Source organism: Vibrio sp. S/42/10 (assembly GCF_029890535.1).
Lineage (GTDB): Bacteria > Pseudomonadota > Gammaproteobacteria > Enterobacterales > Vibrionaceae > Vibrio > Vibrio cyclitrophicus.
This window is the reverse complement of sequence record NZ_JAKMZC010000004.1, coordinates 150,719-167,041: the sequence shown is the minus strand read 5'-3', so window position 1 is coordinate 167,041 and position 16,323 is coordinate 150,719. Positions and strand designations below refer to the sequence as shown.

The 16,323-nt window shown below is 42.9% G+C and carries 13 protein-coding genes; 7 read left to right on the top strand and 6 right to left on the bottom strand.

What is annotated here, in order from left to right; genetic code table 11:
• The first annotated feature begins 41 nt into the window (after positions 1-41).
• A complete protein-coding gene (locus tag L8S15_RS06555) occupies positions 42-1,367 on the top strand; it encodes a Na+/H+ antiporter family protein (protein WP_010437117.1) in 1,326 nt (441 codons plus the stop codon).
• Positions 1,368-1,576: 209 nt separating this feature from the next.
• Here the strand turns inward: L8S15_RS06555 and L8S15_RS06550 are convergent, their stop codons facing one another.
• Positions 1,577-2,206 (bottom strand): DsbA family protein, encoded by a 630-nt coding sequence (locus L8S15_RS06550; protein WP_010437114.1) that lies wholly within the window; start codon positions 2,204-2,206, stop codon positions 1,577-1,579.
• Between the two features lie 99 nt (positions 2,207-2,305).
• Positions 2,306-2,644 (bottom strand): Grx4 family monothiol glutaredoxin, encoded by a 339-nt coding sequence (locus L8S15_RS06545; RefSeq protein ID WP_009848715.1) that lies wholly within the window; start codon positions 2,642-2,644, stop codon positions 2,306-2,308.
• A 269-nt stretch (positions 2,645-2,913) separates the two neighbouring features.
• Between L8S15_RS06545 and sodB the strand changes: the two genes are divergently transcribed.
• The 3 genes from sodB to L8S15_RS06530 all read left to right on the top strand — a co-directional run bounded on the left by sodB (position 2,914) and on the right by L8S15_RS06530 (position 5,217).
• The gene (gene sodB / locus L8S15_RS06540; protein ID WP_010437112.1) at positions 2,914-3,498 is read left to right on the top strand and encodes a superoxide dismutase [Fe]; all 585 of its coding nucleotides are present in this window, start codon (positions 2,914-2,916) and stop codon (positions 3,496-3,498) included.
• A 265-nt stretch (positions 3,499-3,763) separates the two neighbouring features.
• A complete protein-coding gene (locus L8S15_RS06535) occupies positions 3,764-4,267 on the top strand; it encodes a VC2046/SO_2500 family protein (RefSeq protein ID WP_261383653.1) in 504 nt (167 codons plus the stop codon).
• A 266-nt stretch (positions 4,268-4,533) separates the two neighbouring features.
• Positions 4,534-5,217, top strand: a complete 684-nt coding sequence (locus L8S15_RS06530; RefSeq protein ID WP_016769061.1) for an SDR family oxidoreductase — start codon at positions 4,534-4,536, stop codon at positions 5,215-5,217.
• Positions 5,218-5,368: 151 nt separating this feature from the next.
• On the opposite strand, the gene adhE is transcribed toward L8S15_RS06530, so the two are convergent.
• A complete protein-coding gene (gene adhE, locus L8S15_RS06525; protein WP_016769062.1) occupies positions 5,369-8,074 on the bottom strand; it encodes a bifunctional acetaldehyde-CoA/alcohol dehydrogenase in 2,706 nt (901 codons plus the stop codon).
• Positions 8,075-8,713: 639 nt separating this feature from the next.
• Here adhE and L8S15_RS06520 point away from each other — a divergent pair.
• Both L8S15_RS06520 and L8S15_RS06515 read left to right on the top strand, forming a co-directional pair.
• On the top strand, positions 8,714-9,352 hold the full coding sequence (locus tag L8S15_RS06520; RefSeq protein ID WP_010437104.1) for a YchE family NAAT transporter: 639 nt from the start codon (positions 8,714-8,716) through the stop codon (positions 9,350-9,352).
• A gap of 143 nt (positions 9,353-9,495) precedes the next feature.
• Positions 9,496-10,341, top strand: a complete 846-nt coding sequence (locus L8S15_RS06515) for an ion transporter (protein WP_010437102.1) — start codon at positions 9,496-9,498, stop codon at positions 10,339-10,341.
• Positions 10,342-10,405: 64 nt separating this feature from the next.
• On the opposite strand, the gene asd is transcribed toward L8S15_RS06515, so the two are convergent.
• A complete protein-coding gene (gene asd, locus L8S15_RS06510) occupies positions 10,406-11,524 on the bottom strand; it encodes an aspartate-semialdehyde dehydrogenase (protein WP_016792781.1) in 1,119 nt (372 codons plus the stop codon).
• A 509-nt stretch (positions 11,525-12,033) separates the two neighbouring features.
• Between asd and nhaC the strand changes: the two genes are divergently transcribed.
• Positions 12,034-13,470: a Na+/H+ antiporter NhaC gene (gene nhaC / locus L8S15_RS06505; protein ID WP_016769064.1), complete on the top strand. Its 1,437-nt coding sequence runs from the start codon at positions 12,034-12,036 to the stop codon at positions 13,468-13,470.
• Positions 13,471-13,582: 112 nt separating this feature from the next.
• Here the strand turns inward: nhaC and L8S15_RS06500 are convergent, their stop codons facing one another.
• Positions 13,583-14,761, bottom strand: a complete 1,179-nt coding sequence (locus tag L8S15_RS06500; protein ID WP_280572141.1) for a chemotaxis protein — start codon at positions 14,759-14,761, stop codon at positions 13,583-13,585.
• Between the two features lie 76 nt (positions 14,762-14,837).
• Positions 14,838-16,322 (bottom strand): Hpt domain-containing protein, encoded by a 1,485-nt coding sequence (locus L8S15_RS06495; RefSeq protein ID WP_280572139.1) that lies wholly within the window; start codon positions 16,320-16,322, stop codon positions 14,838-14,840.
• Position 16,323: the final 1 nt, after the last annotated feature.

The window sequence follows — 16,323 nt, the reverse complement described above, 5'->3', positions numbered from 1 at the left end:
TCGTATTGCCTTCATAAAAAACACAACATCTCGAGAATAATATGAATCCTGTTGTAATTTCAGTTTGCATCATGCTTGTTTTAGCTTTGATGCGCGTAAATGTAGTTGTTGCTCTCACGTTCAGTGCAATTATCGGTGGCGTAGCCTCTGGTATGGGTCTGAACGACGCTGTAGCTGCTTTCGAAAGTGGATTAGGTGGCGGTGCAACTATCGCACTTAGCTACGCAATGCTTGGTACTTTTGCTGTTGCTATCTCTAGGTCTGGTATCACAGACCTACTAGCTCAAAGCGTAATCAAGCGTATTCACGGCAAAGAGAACAGCGCGGCATCTAATGGTCTTAAGTACGGTATCCTTGCGTCTTTGATCTTAGTGACCATGTCTTCACAAAACGTGATTCCTGTACATATCGCCTTTATCCCAATCTTAATCCCACCTCTATTAGGCGTATTCGCAAAAATGAACCTAGACCGTCGTCTAGTTGCGTGTGTACTTACTTTTGGTCTAATCACACCTTACATGGTGTTACCGATTGGTTTTGGCGGTATCTTCTTAAACAACATCCTACTAAAAAACCTTCATGACAACGGTCTTGAAAGCGTAGTAGCAAGCCAAGTACCAATGGCAATGTTGTTACCAGCAGCCGGCATGATCTTCGGCCTTCTAACGGCGGTATTCTTTACTTACCGTAAACCTCGCCAATACAAAGAAACGTCTCACACTGTTGTTTCAACAGAAGTAAAAGAAATCAACAAGAAGCACATCCTAGTAGCGGCAGCTGGTATCGTTGCTGCATTAACCGTTCAACTGTCGACGGGCTCTATGATCATCGGTGCTCTGGCTGGTTTCATGGTATTCACCTTCGGTGGCGTAATTGCTTGGAAAGAGACACACGATGTCTTCACTAAGGGTGTTCACATGATGGCAATGATCGGCTTTATCATGATTGCAGCAGCAGGTTTTGCAGCAGTGATGAAACAGACTGGTGGTGTTGAATCTCTAGTTGAAGCACTTTCAACAAGTATCGGTGACAACAAGCCTCTAGCAGCTCTGCTTATGCTGGTAGTCGGCTTATTAGTAACAATGGGTATTGGCTCTTCGTTCTCAACGATTCCAATCCTTGCAACTATCTACGTTCCTCTAGCGGCGGCATTTGGTTTCTCACCAATGGCCACTATCGCGCTAGTGGGTACAGCGGCAGCGCTAGGTGATGCTGGTTCTCCGGCTTCTGACTCAACATTAGGTCCAACATCTGGTCTAAATGCTGATGGTCAACACGAACACGTATGGGAAACCGTCGTACCAACATTCTTGCACTACAACATCCCACTGATCGTATTCGGTTGGATTGCAGCTATGGTTCTGTAATTAGGTTCTGTAGTAAAGAACCTAAGCTATTATTACAAAGACCGCCTCGTGCGGTCTTTTTTGTATCTGGGATATATCTTGCTCTTTTATTCTCTCTTACCCTTTAGCACCTCAATAAACTCATTGCGCCAGATAAAAGAAAAGGCTTACTGTTGTAAGTAAGCCTTCAAAGTAGTGTGAACTAATTGAGAGTTAGAGCTCTCATTGAACTAAGCAGTAGGAGCGCTATTCACAAGTACTTCACGAATAGATTTAAGCGTCGTCTCCGACGAATGGTAATCCAACGCAACCTCAGTGAAGATACCGTTAACTTCAAGCATTAACGTTGGGTAAGAATGTACGCCTATCGCTTCTTTAAAGCCTAACTGGTCATCCAATTCACTTTCCAATAGTTTGCTAGAAAGATCATTTTCAAACTGTTGTACGTTCATACCCAACTCTTCAGCGAGTTGCAGATGAGTATCTTGGCTGTGTGGCAACATCGCACGCAAATAGTAAGCATGTTGAATCGCTTCAAGCATGGCTTCATAGTGGTCTTGAAAACCAGCAGCTATCACAGCGCGGCACGCTGGATAGGTGCTTCGCACAGGTTTGCACTCAGTCCAAAATTCGTGGTTAAACTCAGTACCCAGCTTAGCTTCGATCTGCTTCCAGATAGCCTGAAGCTTGCCTTTCATCTCCTCAGACATTGGCTCATCAGAATCAGGAGCTAAACCGCCAACTACGTAATTAAACTCAATGCTCGCAGGCAATTGTTGTTTCAATAACTCAAGTGTTGGCTTGTATCCCCAACACCAGCTGCACATTGGATCATGTACATAATGAAGTTTCACGTCCATTGTTCATTCCTTATTGAGTCAATGACTCAATCAATTAAAACAAAAAAGGAGCCTAATTAAGGCCCCTCATTTTATCTATTCAAGCAAAAAAGCGAGAACTTACTCAGCGTCATCGCCAGCAACTTTAGCCGCTGCTTCTTTAACGATTGGCTGAAGTTCACCTTTTTGGAACATCTCAAGAATGATGTCACAACCACCGATTAGCTCACCTTCAACCCAAAGTTGTGGGAAAGTTGGCCATTGTGCGTAAGCTGGAAGCTCTGCACGGATATCAGGGTTTTGTAGAATGTCTACATATGCAAATTTTTCGCCACACGCCATTAGAGCTTGAGATGCTTGAGAAGAAAAACCACAGCTTGGCAGCTTAGGAGAACCTTTCATGTAAAGTAGAATGGTGTTTTCTTCAATTTGCTGTTTGATTTTATCGATAGTTTCCATTGCTTCCTCGTTAATGGATTACGGCTTTCATTGCCTTTATTCTACCCCAAACCAAAAGAATAAAAACCATATAAAAAAAATGGTTAACAAGTTAAGCTAACAATTCACACAAAAGTGATGAATTAAGCTTTTAATAAAGTAAAAACTTGCTAAACTATATCGCAAGTCAGCAAATTGACCATGGTTGTCAGTATAGCCAGCCATGAATAATAATATCACTGGAAGCAATCGAAAGAGTTAACTCTTTCATATCAATGGAGAATTGAGCAATGGCATTTGAACTACCGGCTCTTCCTTACGCGAAAGACGCGCTAGAACCACATATCTCAGCAGAAACGCTAGATTTCCACCACGGTAAGCACCACAACACTTACGTTGTTAAACTAAATGGTCTTATCCCAGGTACTGAGTTTGAAGGCAAAACACTAGAAGAAATCATTAAGACTTCTACTGGTGGTGTTTTCAATAACGCTGCTCAAATCTGGAACCATACGTTCTACTGGCACTGTCTTGCTCCTAAAGCAGGCGGCGAACCAACTGGCGCTGTTGCAGAAGCTATCAACGCCGCATTCGGTTCTTTCGAAGAATTCAAAGCAAAATTCACTGATTCAGCAATCAACAACTTCGGTTCTTCTTGGACTTGGTTAGTTAAAAAAGCTGACGGTTCTCTAGACATCGTTAACACTTCTAACGCTGCAACTCCTCTAACAGAAGAAGGTGTTACTCCACTTCTAACTGTTGACCTATGGGAACACGCTTACTACATCGATTTCCGCAATGTTCGCCCAGACTACATGGCTGCATTCTGGAACCTAGTAAACTGGTCTTTCGTAGAAGAGAACCTAGCTAAGTAATTTTTACTTATGCTGCGCTATTAATAGCGAGTAACTTATTGAAAGCTCATGCCTCGGCGTGAGCTTTTTTGTATCCGTCGTATTTTCAGCTTGAACATGGAAGGTGAAATGAGTTAACAGAGCTTGTTTTATCACCGACTCCTTCAGTTACCCCTAATCGAAACTAAGCTCTTATCTGCTCTACATAGATTATGTATTTGTCTGTAATTAAACACTAAAGTTTGCCGACTCCGTGCCGTTAAAGGTGTATCAAATGAGAGGCAACATGCAAATACACACTTTAGACAAAGCAGGAATCATCAACGAACTAAAGTTCGGCATCGGGATCAACCAAGCGGTTGAACAAGGTCGCCGTGCAGATTTCGCGTTGCTGCTATCCATGTTCTCTAATGATGTCCGCGATTGTACTCCTATAAATACTATCGAGGTAACCGAGACTAGCGAAGATCGCCTGCGCAAACAATTTGGTGTCGCTGAACCTCAACAATTGCGTTCTGATCAATCCTCATACGAAATTTCTGCACAACAGTCGAATTACTTTCATCAAGCAAGCCTTGCTAGTGCAAAACTAAGTCATTACTTAAAACCAGAAGCACTGGCTTTTATGCCTGAAGATACTGGCGATTTTCCCGAAGACGTCTACCAAAACCTTTCAGGTCACGACCGACGAAAACTTGCAAACAAGCACTTACCTGAATTACCTAATGCGACTCTTTACAACGATCTCTCTACCGCTCAACGTCAGTATCAAATTCAGGCCCAAGTATAGTCACAACAAACCTTACCTCACTGCCTGCTCATCAGCTCCTAAATTGTATCCCTTAAGCAATTGATGTGAGTGATATGAACCACTAGTCTTAGGCACACTCAAAATACAAATTGTGGGTTACGTCTTGAAGTTACTACAAAATGTGAGCTGCCACTAAGTTCATACAAACTTATCAATTGGTACGTCTTAGTTTGAACCAATTCACACCCGTTGTATGAAATTTAACCCATCCTTAAACGACATAGATTATTTTCTTAGGTGTTTGGATGGAAATAAAAAGCTCAATCATATTGGTGACATCAGCAGGCTCGCGCTTGGGAGGAACGATTGCGAACCACTTTGTTAACCTTGGAGCCACCGTTATCCTTTGTGATAAAGATCCTACAGCACTGCAAGAAACCTATACCCAATGCTCTCGACTCTCTGATTCGGTCTACCGCTATACGCTCGAAAGTAATCATAACCAAGCCATACTAGCGGTCTTCGATTTTGTCCAGCACACCTTCAATACGACACCTGATGTGTTAGTTAACAACTGGATCAGCGTTCCAATGCCAAGTTTGATTGGCGACCAACCCGTCAGTAGTTATATTGATGATTTGTCTTCGAAAGCCTCTACCCTTTTTGCATTTGGCCAGATAAGTGCTGAGCGATTACGAGAAGAAGATAAAGAAGGCGTGATCGTCAATGTGATCTCTCATGATGATTTCAGTGATGTATCAGGTTTAGAAAGTGCTAACTCAATGATTACCGGCTTTACCCATAGTTGGGCTAAGGAACTCACCCCATTCGGGATACGAGTTGGTGGGGTCGTTCCTGCCGTTCACAATGCAGACGGAAAACTCAACCGATGTCATTGGGCTCAACTACAAGATGAACTGACCAGAACAACCGAGTACATCATTTCTAATGACTACTTCAGCGGACGTGTCGTCGCTGCCGAAGTGTAGATCCTTTTTATTTTCTTACTTTTTATATTGTTAGTTTTAACCTAACCGACCACATAAAAAAGCCCCAGTCTCTCGACTGGGGCTTTGTTCTTTTCCCGATTAGATAAGGTTCGTGCTAGCGAAAACTTATCTCAAAACTAATGCTTACTTATTATGCGTTAGCTTTTTCTTTTTTAGCTTTTGGCGCTTTCGCGTCAGCTGGCTTTTGATCTGCTTTCTTAAGGATAACTGTAGTACCTTCGAAAGTTTCGCCTTCAACGTATGGTTGGCCGAAGTAAGACGTTGTTAGAACTTCTTTTAGCTCAGTGATTAGAGGGTAACGTGGGTTAGCACCTGTACACTGGTCATCGAACGCTTCAACAGCTAGCTCGTCTAGTTTAGCGATGAAGTCAGACTCGTTAACACCCGCAGCTTGGATAGATAGTGGGATGTCTAGGTCAACTTTAAGCTCTTCTAACCAAGTCAGTAGACGTTCAATCTTCTGAGCAGTACGGTCACCAGCTTGGCTTAGGCCTAGGTGGTCAGCAACTTCAGCGTAACGACGACGTGCTTGTGGACGATCGTACTGAGAGAATGCAGTCTGCTTAGTTGGGTTATCGTTCGCGTTGTAACGTACAACGTTAGAGATAAGCAGTGCGTTAGCAAGACCGTGTGGTAGGTGGAACTCAGCACCAATTTTGTGAGCCATTGAGTGACACACACCTAGGAATGCGTTCGCAAATGCTACACCAGCGATAGTTGCTGCGTTGTGTACTTTCTCACGAGCGATTGGGTCAGCTGCACCATTTTTGTAGCTTGATGGTAGGTATTCTTTAAGCATCTTAAGAGCTTGAAGAGCTTGGCCGTCTGAGTATTCGTTCGCAAGAACAGATACGTAAGCTTCAAGAGCGTGAGTTACTGCATCGTAACCACCGAATGCTGTTAGAGACTTAGGCATGTTCATTACTAGGTTAGCATCAACAACAGCCATGTTTGGCGTAATTTCGTAATCAGCTAGTGGGTACTTAGCACCAGTCTTGTCGTCTGTAACAACCGCGAATGGAGTAACCTCTGAACCCGTACCAGAAGTCGTAGTGATACATACAAGCTCAGCTTTTTTACCCATTTTAGGGAACTTGTAGATACGTTTACGGATATCCATAAAGCGCATTGCTAGTTCCGCGAAGTGAGTTTCTGGGTGCTCGTACATAACCCACATGATCTTAGCAGCATCCATTGGAGAACCGCCACCTAGAGCAAGGATTACGTCAGGTTGGAAGCTCTTCATTGCTTCAGCGCCTTTCTCAACAACAGACAGTGTTGGATCCGCTTCTACATCGAAGAATACTTGAACTTCAATACCTTGTGCTTTAAGGATTTGTACTACGTCGTCTGCGTAACCGTTGTTGAATAGGAAACGGTCCGTTACTAGGAATGCGCGTTTCTTACCTTCTAGGTCGCTCATAGCGATTGGAAGGCTGCCACGACGGAAGTAGATAGACTTAGGTAGTTTGTGCCACAACATATTTTCAGCTCGCTTCGCTACAGTTTTCTTGTTGATAAGGTGCTTAGGACCTACGTTCTCAGAGATAGAGTTACCACCCCATGAACCACAACCAAGAGTTAGAGAAGGTGCAACGTTGAAGTTGTACAGGTCACCGATACCACCGTGAGTAGTAGGGATGTTGATTAAGATACGAGCCGTCTTCATCTTGTCACCGAAGTAACGAATGCGGTCTGCGTTAGTATCTTGGTTAGTGTAAAGACCAGATGTGTGACCGATACCACCGATTTCAACCATTGTTACAGCTTGAGCGACAGCATCTTCGAAATCGTCTGCGCGGAATAGACCTAGAGTCGGAGACAGTTTTTCATGAGCGAATTCGTCATCGTAAGAAACTTTACCAAGGCCTTCACCAACAAGTACTTTTGTATCAGCAGGAACTTTAACACCCGCCATTTCAGCGATTGCTGGAGCAGGTTGACCTACGATTTTAGCGTTTAGGTTGCCGTCGATAAGAAGAACTTTACGAACTTTATCTGCGTCAGTTTTAGATAGAACGTGAGCTTTGTGAGAAGCAAAACGCGCTTTAACTTCGTCATATACTTCGCTAACTACGATTGCAGCTTGCTCAGAAGCACATACAACACCGTTATCGAATGTTTTAGACATAAGGATAGATGCTACAGCACGTTTGATGTCAGCTGTTTCATCGATAACTACAGGAACGTTACCAGCACCAACACCGATCGCAGGCTTACCAGAAGAGTATGCTGCTTTAACCATGCCTGGACCACCAGTAGCAAGGATAAGTGCGATACCGTCATGCTTCATCAGCGCGTTAGAAAGCTCTACCGATGGTTGGTCGATCCAACCGATGATGTCTTTTGGAGCACCAGCTGCTACCGCTGCGTCTAAAACCAGTTTAGCTGCATCGTTTGTTGAATTCTTTGCACGTGGGTGTGGCGAGAAGATGATGCCGTTACGTGTCTTAAGAGAGATTAGAGATTTGAAGATTGCTGTTGAAGTTGGGTTCGTTGTTGGAACGATACCACAGATGATACCTACAGGCTCAGCGATAGTCATAGTGCCTAGGCTTTCATCTTCTTCTAAGATGCCACATGTTTTTTCGTCTTTGTATTTGTTGTAGATAAATTCTGAAGCGAAGTGGTTTTTGATAACTTTATCTTCAACAATACCCATTCCAGATTCAGCAACGGCTTGTTGAGCCAAAGGAATACGAGCATGGTTAGCAGCAAGAGAAGCTGCACGGAAGATTGCGTCTACTTTCTCTTGAGAGAATGTTGCGAACTCTTCTTGAGCTGCTTTAACGCGAGCTACTAGAGCATCAAGTTCCGCTAAGTTAGTTACAGGCATGGTGGATCTCCTAAAATAATAAATATTAAAAACTTTTTATTAATTTCACTGCTTGTCTTTAACCCTAATTCACAGCGTTCTTAGTAAATTGCTTTCAGGGCTGAGTATATTATTTCACAGTGTGAAAAAAATTGACCCAGATCAGTTACCCAAAAATAATTAACCAGAAAGTAGTAAGGCAATCGCAAAAACAAACTTAAGAGTCTGATTTATATAGATTAAAGTCACACTTTTCGTTAGCGCAAAAAACAAGCAAAAAGACAAAGTTTTTTTACATAGAGTCATAACTTGTAAAAAACTTTCATTTTTAGTCCGTTAAATTACATGTATACAGCTGTATTCGTGCTACTGAGAGTATATCCATAGCGTTGCACGGGCTAGATTCTGACATATTTTTTATTAATTTCGTGCGACAGTTAACATTTACTCAATAAGATCTTACAAAATGAAACACCAACGACTAGCTTGCAACAAGGCTAGTACAAAAGTGAGATTCAATTAGTTTTTCTAAGAAAAATCCCCTATTTCGCGTTAGTTTTTTTCATTCGTGAAATTTAGAATTGTCACTTACATTACGCGCTCTGACTATGTACAGATCAAACCCCTCAATCCTAAGAACGCTATCTGGAGATCGCTCTCATGCAAGGTTTAGAACTCGCAATTTTTATGCAATTCTTCCTTGGGCTTGTTGCTGCCGTAAACCCAATCGGCATAATGCCTGTTTTTGTTTCTCTTACTGCTCATATGCCCCCAGAAGAGAGGAATAGGACAGCCTTACAAGCCAACGTTGCTGTTGCCGTTATCTTGATTGTGTCGCTTGTCGCGGGACAATTGCTTTTAGACATGTTCAGCATCTCTCTCGACTCATTTCGAGTTGCAGGCGGCTTGCTATTATTGAGCATCGCATTTTCGATGATGAGCGGTAAGCTCGGTGAAGATAAGCAGAACAAGCAAGAGAAGTCTGAATACATTAGCAAAGAGCAAATTGGGGTCGTTCCTCTAGCGATGCCTTTAATGGCTGGCCCTGGTGCAATCAGTTCGACCATTGTTTATGGTTCTCGCTATCCAGCCGCGATTGATACAGTAGGAATCGGCCTTAGCATTATTGCTTTCGCGACTTGCTCTTGGCTTCTGTTCCGTTCTGCGCCAGTTATCGTTCGCTTTCTTGGTCAAACAGGAATTAATGTTATCACCCGTATCATGGGCTTGATTCTGGGAGCACTCGGCATCGAATTCATTGCAAACGGGTTACGTAACCTATTTCCAGGATTAGCATAACAATATCGGTATAACCCGCCGTTGTGGGGACTCAGCATTGATATTAACGAGGCGAGTAAAGTGGTTAGGCTTTCACTCGCCTCATGATTATGAAGCTTGTATAATCACAGTTAATACATTTAACAAAAGGTGAACTTCACCCTATGTCACGTCAGCCTCTTAAGCATCATTTGTACGTCATTATTTTTGGTACTCATACTCCAGCAGGACGTGCATTTGATATCTCTCTGATCATTGCGATCGTCGTTTCATTGATCGTGCTAATCTTAGAGTCAATCCCGAGCGTGATGACCGAATGGTCACAGCAGTTACGTTACATCGAATACAGCTTCACAGCACTATTCACACTAGAATACTTATTGAGGCTTTATTGCTCCCCAAAACCTAAGTCCTATGCCACCAGCTTCTATGGAGTGGTTGACCTACTCGCCATTCTTCCAACATACCTTGCAATCATCTTCCCAGGTGCTTCGTTCATGGGTGTGGTCAGGCTGTTACGTGTCATGCGCATATTCAGAATTCTTAAGCTGGTTCGTTATTTACAAGACTCCAATATCCTGCTGCGTTCACTATTAATGGCAAGAAGAAAAATACTTATCTTTTTCAGCACTGTTGGCATCCTCGTCACTATCTTTGGGTCGCTAATTTTTGTCATTGAGGGGCCTGAAAATGGCTTCACAAGTATCCCTCAAAGTATCTACTGGGCAATTGTGACAATCACGACGGTGGGTTACGGAGACATCACCCCACAAACCGCGTTTGGCAAAGCTATCGCATCACTGACCATGCTATTGGGTTACTCTATTTTAGCAGTGCCTACAGGGATAATTACCGCAGAACTCAGCAATGAAATGAACTCTCATAAAGAGTTGGTTAAGTGCCCTAACTGTAACCGTGCAGGCCATGATTCGGATGCCATGTATTGCAAGCACTGTGCAAGTGAGTTAGCAGATCCAGACAAACGAGTCGTCGCCAAAGATCCAGACTAAGCATCAGATACAAAAAAAGCGCCTTAAGGCGCTTCTTCTTTAATTATTATCAGAGATGAGGCAGTTACGCTTTCTCAGAAAGAATAATACGTAATGTACGACGTAGTGGTTCTGCAGCACCCCACAGCAGTTGGTCACCAACAGTGAATGCGTTCAGGAAGTCGTTACCCATAGACATCTTACGTAGACGACCTACTGGTACAGACATCGTGCCTGTTACTTTCGCTGGTGTTAGTTCCTGTGCCGTAATGTCACGGTCATTAGGAATCACTTTAACCCAATCATTGTGTGTCGCGATTATCTCTTCAATCTCGTCCATTGGAACGTCTTGCTTAAGCTTGATTGTTAGTGCTTGAGCGTGACAACGCATTGCGCCGATTCGCACACAAGTACCGTCAATTGGGATTGGCTGACCATCTAAGCCGAGAATCTTATTCGCTTCAACGCCCGCTTTCCACTCTTCTTTACTTTGACCATTTTCACGTTTCACATCGATCCAAGGAATCAACGAGCCTGCAAGAGGTGCACCAAATTGATCAGTTGGGAATGAAGATGAACGAATGGTGTCTGCCACTTTTTTATCAATATCAAGAATTGAGCTTGAAGGGTTAGCTAACTCAGAGCTAACGCTATCGTTGATAACACCCATTTGCGAAATCAGTTCGCGCATGTTCTTAGCACCAGCGCCGGATGCCGCCTGGTACGTCATGGCACTCATCCACTCAACCATGCCTTTCTCATATAAACCACCCAAAGCCATAAGCATTAAGCTCACGGTACAGTTACCACCAACGAAAGTGTTAGTGCCACCGTGGATGCCTTGTTGGATTTGAGCCAAGTTAACAGGATCAAGAGTGATGATTGAATCAGCGTCCATACGTAAAGTAGAAGCTGCATCAATCCAGTAACCTTTCCAACCTGCTTGACGCAATGCTGGGTATACTTTTGATGTGTAATCGCCACCTTGACAGGTAATCACGGCATCAAGCTGTTTTAGGCTATCAATATCAAAAGCGTCTTGAAGTAGACCCGCATCTTTACCACCTAAAACAGGGGCAGGAATACCAATCTGAGATGTGCTGTAATAAACAGGCTCAATTAGGTCGAAATCTTTCTCTTCAACCATACGTTGCATCAGTACAGAACCAACCATACCGCGCCAACCAACTAGACCTACTCTCATCGCTCACTCTCCATGTATAAATTAAAAATTGCTCTCCCCCATCTATAAGTTTTTCAGAAACAGAACTCAAGTGCTTTTTGTCAAAAAGTGTAACTTTTTCGTTTCTTTTAAGTGAACGCGATGAATCACGCAGTTATCTCTTGTTGTTCATTCCGCCGCTTAGTCACTGATAAAACACCGACTATCACCAAACTTATGTGTTTATTGATATGAATTGTTCAATTTACGAGCAACTAGATCCTGCTTGCAACAGTAATTACCACTATTTAACAAAGGTTAACCAGAATAATATTTTACACAACGAAAACAACGTGCGACAGAATTCAACATGTAACAATCATGAATTTAACAAATTTTCAGACTATGAAACCACGAAACATTTATTTAGCAGTCAAATATCACAACTTAGACGTATTTTTTCGATATAATAAACTAATTACTGTAGTGTCCGTTTTGCACCACACACTATAACGAAGCACTATAAATGCTCGAAATAACAAGAGGCTTTTATGAAGCAGAGTAAAACTCGTCTACCGAACCTATTGCAGGTATTCATCGCGTTAGGACTATTTCTATCCCTTGCTTTTTCCTTTACAGCAAAGCTTGACCTACCAATCCAACTTGCCTTGTACATTGGCTGGTTCATTATCATGGTTTTGGGTATTCGTCTTGGACACCAATACAAAGACTTAGAAAAAGCAGCACTCAAAGGAATATCCAATGGCTTAGGCGCGGTTTTAATACTTTTAGCCGTTGGCGCTCTTGTTGGTACTTGGATCTCTGGCGGGATCGTACCTACTATCATTTACTATGGTCTGAAAGCTATCCACCCTTCTATCTTCCTTTTAGCGACCATGATCATCTGTTCTCTGACTGCACTGGCGACCGGCACCTCATGGGGCGCTGCAGGTACAGCAGGTATAGCGATGATGGGTATCGGCCAAGGTCTAGGTGTTCCAGCACCGATTACTGCCGGTGCAGTGCTGTCAGGTTGTTATTTCGGTGACAAAATGTCTCCGCTTTCTGATTCAGTGATTTTGGCTTCTTCAATGTCTGGTGTTGAAGTAGTTGAACACATCAAGGGCATGCTTCCAGTTGCGTTAATCAGCTACGTGATTACAGGCATCATGTTTACTGCGTTTGGTTTCCACTACGCGGGTAACGTTGACATGAGCCAAGTTGATTCTGTAATCAAAGCGATGGAAGTTCAGTTCTACATTACGCCTTACTCATTCGTTCCGGTACTTATTGTGCTTGGTTTGTTGGCTTTCCGCATGCCTTCATTCCCAGTCATCAGTTTTGGTTCTCTGCTGGGTATTATCTGGGCAGTCATGATCCAAGAGATCGACTTCCTAACGGCATTCAACACTGCTTGGGCACCTTTCTCCATCTCATCTGGCGTAGAGTTCATTGATTCGATTCTTAACCGTGGCGGTATGTCTTCCATGCTGGGTTCGGTTGCGGTCATCGTATTTGGTCTAGGTTTCGGCGGCTTGCTGGATAAAGTGGGCGTACTAGAGACAATTGCTAAAGTGTTCGAGCGCCGAGTAAACAGCGCTGGCTCACTAGCAACTAGCACAATTGGTACGGCTTTCATGGGTAACGTGTTCGGTTCAGCAATGTATGTATCACTCATCCTTACGCCAAAAATCTGTGCGAAAAACTACGACCGTTTAGGCTACAAACGTAAGAACTTATCTCGTAATGCTGAGTTTGGTGGCACGCTGACCTCTGGCATGGTGCCTTGGAGTGACAATGGTATCTACATGGCGAGTATTCTAGGTGTTGCGACACTATCTTACGCACCATTCATGTGGTTAAGTTTCATCTGTATCATCGTGACTATCGTGACTTCTTACATGGGTTGGTTCGTTGATAAGTGTGAACCAACGGCACCTGCGTTTGAAGCTGAAGAAGCGACAGAGTTAAGTAAGCAACAGGCTTAGGTTTATGAGCTAATGCTTTAGGGCATAAGTCAAAACGTTAATAGAGAAATGCAAAAAGAGCGCCCTAGAGCGCTCTTTTTTTAACCTTCTAATGCATCTATTTACATGTTTACTATTTATTTATGGTTCGTTTACCCAACCAGTAACCGATTCCTAAAGGTGCAAAGAACACGACTAAGATAAACAGGATGAAGTAGATAACCACACCTTTGATTAACTCCATCAGCTTATCAATTGCAAGCACAACCACTTCTTGAGAAACACGGTCTAGATCTTGAGTGAACAACTCTCTTTCTGATGCCACAATACCAGCAATTTCAATCCGCTCTTTCGCAACCATCTCTATCAGAGCTTCTCTCTCTCGTGTCACCATATTTTCTAGTGCCACGCGTTCATCGCTTAGTCTCTCTAATTTTTGGTCTGTCTTATCGCTCAAGTCATTCAGTAGCGGCTGCATTTCTGTCGACATAATCGAAGCTAGCGTTTGCATGTACTCAGGGTTATTTTCAATAAAGTCCTGCATGCTTGCTGATGTTTGACGAAGGCTTGCGAGCGTCATAGACAGGTCTTCACCCGTTAGCGAGCTATTCAGAGCGACTAACTCTGCTTTCCACGACATCAATTTTGGTGTTTGATCCGCCATCAAGCTTAAACGGTCTGACGCATCGTTCATCGCCTCTGGCATCGTTCCTAAGCTCTGAACGATTTGCGACTCGTCTTTCCCTAGGTAACTCAGCCATTCACGGTAAGCGGGTGTGCTTCTGAATGTGAGGTCTTTAAATGGGTGGCTAGCAACAAACTGCGCAACGAAATCTTTGCTCTGATCGAAATCGCTCGAGCTCAATACGCCTTTTGCGAGTTTCTTTACTTCTTGATCAAGAAAAATAGCGGTTTCTACCGCATCATTTGTCTCGAACAAATCAGCCCCTTGACTTTGAGCATAGAATTGATTCATTTGCGCAGTAAATACCCAAGAATCAATCAACGCTGACATCGGTGAAGTTTGGTAAGCCGCTTGTTGTAAGCCCTGCTCCGCATGGATCTTCCAAAGCAAAACATAGGATTGATGTAGGGTGTCATCGTCAGAGTAAGATTGCGCGATCAAGTCCGCGGAGCCTTCTACTCGTGTAAAAAACATCTTGGCGTATTCACGCGTCATAATTCGAGCGTTTAGCTCTTGCTGAGTGAGAGGTGTCGACTGACTGTCTAACTTAACTTCTAATAGAGAACAACCACTTAACGCAATGCTAAGCAACAATACCATCCAACTTCGACTCAACACTAGTAACATATAAACCTCTGACAAAGACTAAGGGCGCGGATTGTATGAGCACTTCGTCAGAGTATTGTCAAAATTTCTATGAAAGTTAATTCCGACTATCTAAATAATCTACAGCGGCGTCAACAGAAGCTTTTATTGCCAATTCTAATTCTTCTAAATCGTGCTCACTGATGGCTCTAGATTGTTTCATTGTCATTTCAACGCTCGCTGCAATAATGGCTAATCTCGATGCTTTGATACTACCAGCCACACCTTTCAAGCTATGCACAACACGCGCGGCAGAAGTTTCATCATTAACCAATAAAGATTTGAACTTCGTGTAATCATCAGCATGGTCTTGTACAAAAACTCCAAGCAGCAATTCTACAGATTCAGCGTCACCATCGAGCGTTTCTAACATATCTTCGATATCAATCGCAGGTTTTGAATCGGTCACACTGGCGATATGTTTCCCGGCCATCGACACTTCTTCCAGATTTTGTGAGCTTGTAACACTTGCTGTTAATACATTTTTTTCTAAATTAACACTTGGAATTGTTGGATTAGCGCTTTGAACTTTTAGATTAGAGCTCTGTTGTGATTGCGGTTCTGAGTGTGGGTTAAGTGACGCTTTTCTCTTAGTGTGTGTGTTATTGTTAGATTGTTTGAGGCTCGGAGAAATCGCATTGTCTTTAGACTTTTGAAACACGTGCTCTTCTTCACCAGAAAGCGATATAACGTCTTTGTTATCAGATTCATCCTCAGTGTCTAGTCCCAAATTTTCCGCTGATTCTTGCACGACCATTTTTGAGCGAGCACATAATAAGACTAGCGCTATCATAGCGACCAAACTCAAGCCTAACATCACAACCAAAAGGTTGAATTGACGATCATGAAATTCAGCTTCGAGTTTAATGATCTGCTCATTAACCGAGTTTTTCTTAATTTTATCGACCAAATAATGGAGCTTAGCGTAATCACCTAATAAGGCTGAAGCATCCACCAACAGTTGTTGGATTGCGTCTTGCTCTTCAGTTTTTAATGAGTAAGATTTTTTTAGAATAGAGTCAAAGGCTCGATAGGTGGCTGATGAGCTTTGACTATCGGAATACATAGCTTCAAAGACAACAACACCAAATTCGTTCATCAGAGGTTTTAATTCAGAAGAAAGATTGTTATCTGCACGCATTGCTTTAACCGTATCAACAATATCTTGAACCTGACTTTCGATTGGAATGAACTCGTCAAACTTCTCTAAAAACTGATCGGCTACGTAAAGCAGTTGATTTACATCAGGGCGAAACAAGGCATGTTGGAAATCAGACTCAATCTGCAATCGGATCGAGTAAACAAGTTGTGCATCAAGTGCTAAATCATTAATTCGAGACACTCGCAGTGGTTCAGAGAAGTAAAGCGATTGCCTCAATTCATTGACGCGAATACCAAGTTCTTCAATTTGAGCGAGAGAAGTAGTGTAAGAACGGCTTAAATTCAGAAGGGCCAATGAAGGCAATAGCCACAGAGCCAAGAGCACAACCAAGAAAGTGGTTGGTTTTTTAAAGCGACTGGGCTTTGCTACTGATTGTTCCATC

What these genes read in the sequence shown, in the direction of transcription:
- L8S15_RS06515 (WP_010437102.1), top strand. Translation starts at nt 9,496, where the DNA reads ATGTCACGTCAGCCTCTTAAGCATCATTTGTACGTCATTATTTTTGGT.
- asd (WP_016792781.1), bottom strand. Translation starts at nt 11,524, where the DNA reads ATGAGAGTAGGTCTAGTTGGTTGGCGCGGTATGGTTGGTTCTGTACTG.
- L8S15_RS06520 (WP_010437104.1), top strand. Translation starts at nt 8,714, where the DNA reads ATGCAAGGTTTAGAACTCGCAATTTTTATGCAATTCTTCCTTGGGCTT.
- L8S15_RS06500 (WP_280572141.1), bottom strand. Translation starts at nt 14,761, where the DNA reads ATGTTACTAGTGTTGAGTCGAAGTTGGATGGTATTGTTGCTTAGCATT.
- nhaC (WP_016769064.1), top strand. Translation starts at nt 12,034, where the DNA reads ATGAAGCAGAGTAAAACTCGTCTACCGAACCTATTGCAGGTATTCATC.
- L8S15_RS06530 (WP_016769061.1), top strand. Translation starts at nt 4,534, where the DNA reads ATGGAAATAAAAAGCTCAATCATATTGGTGACATCAGCAGGCTCGCGC.
- adhE (WP_016769062.1), bottom strand. Translation starts at nt 8,074, where the DNA reads ATGCCTGTAACTAACTTAGCGGAACTTGATGCTCTAGTAGCTCGCGTT.
- sodB (WP_010437112.1), top strand. Translation starts at nt 2,914, where the DNA reads ATGGCATTTGAACTACCGGCTCTTCCTTACGCGAAAGACGCGCTAGAA.
- L8S15_RS06550 (WP_010437114.1), bottom strand. Translation starts at nt 2,206, where the DNA reads ATGGACGTGAAACTTCATTATGTACATGATCCAATGTGCAGCTGGTGT.
- L8S15_RS06545 (WP_009848715.1), bottom strand. Translation starts at nt 2,644, where the DNA reads ATGGAAACTATCGATAAAATCAAACAGCAAATTGAAGAAAACACCATT.
- L8S15_RS06555 (WP_010437117.1), top strand. Translation starts at nt 42, where the DNA reads ATGAATCCTGTTGTAATTTCAGTTTGCATCATGCTTGTTTTAGCTTTG.
- L8S15_RS06495 (WP_280572139.1), bottom strand. Translation starts at nt 16,322, where the DNA reads ATGGAACAATCAGTAGCAAAGCCCAGTCGCTTTAAAAAACCAACCACT.
- L8S15_RS06535 (WP_261383653.1), top strand. Translation starts at nt 3,764, where the DNA reads ATGCAAATACACACTTTAGACAAAGCAGGAATCATCAACGAACTAAAG.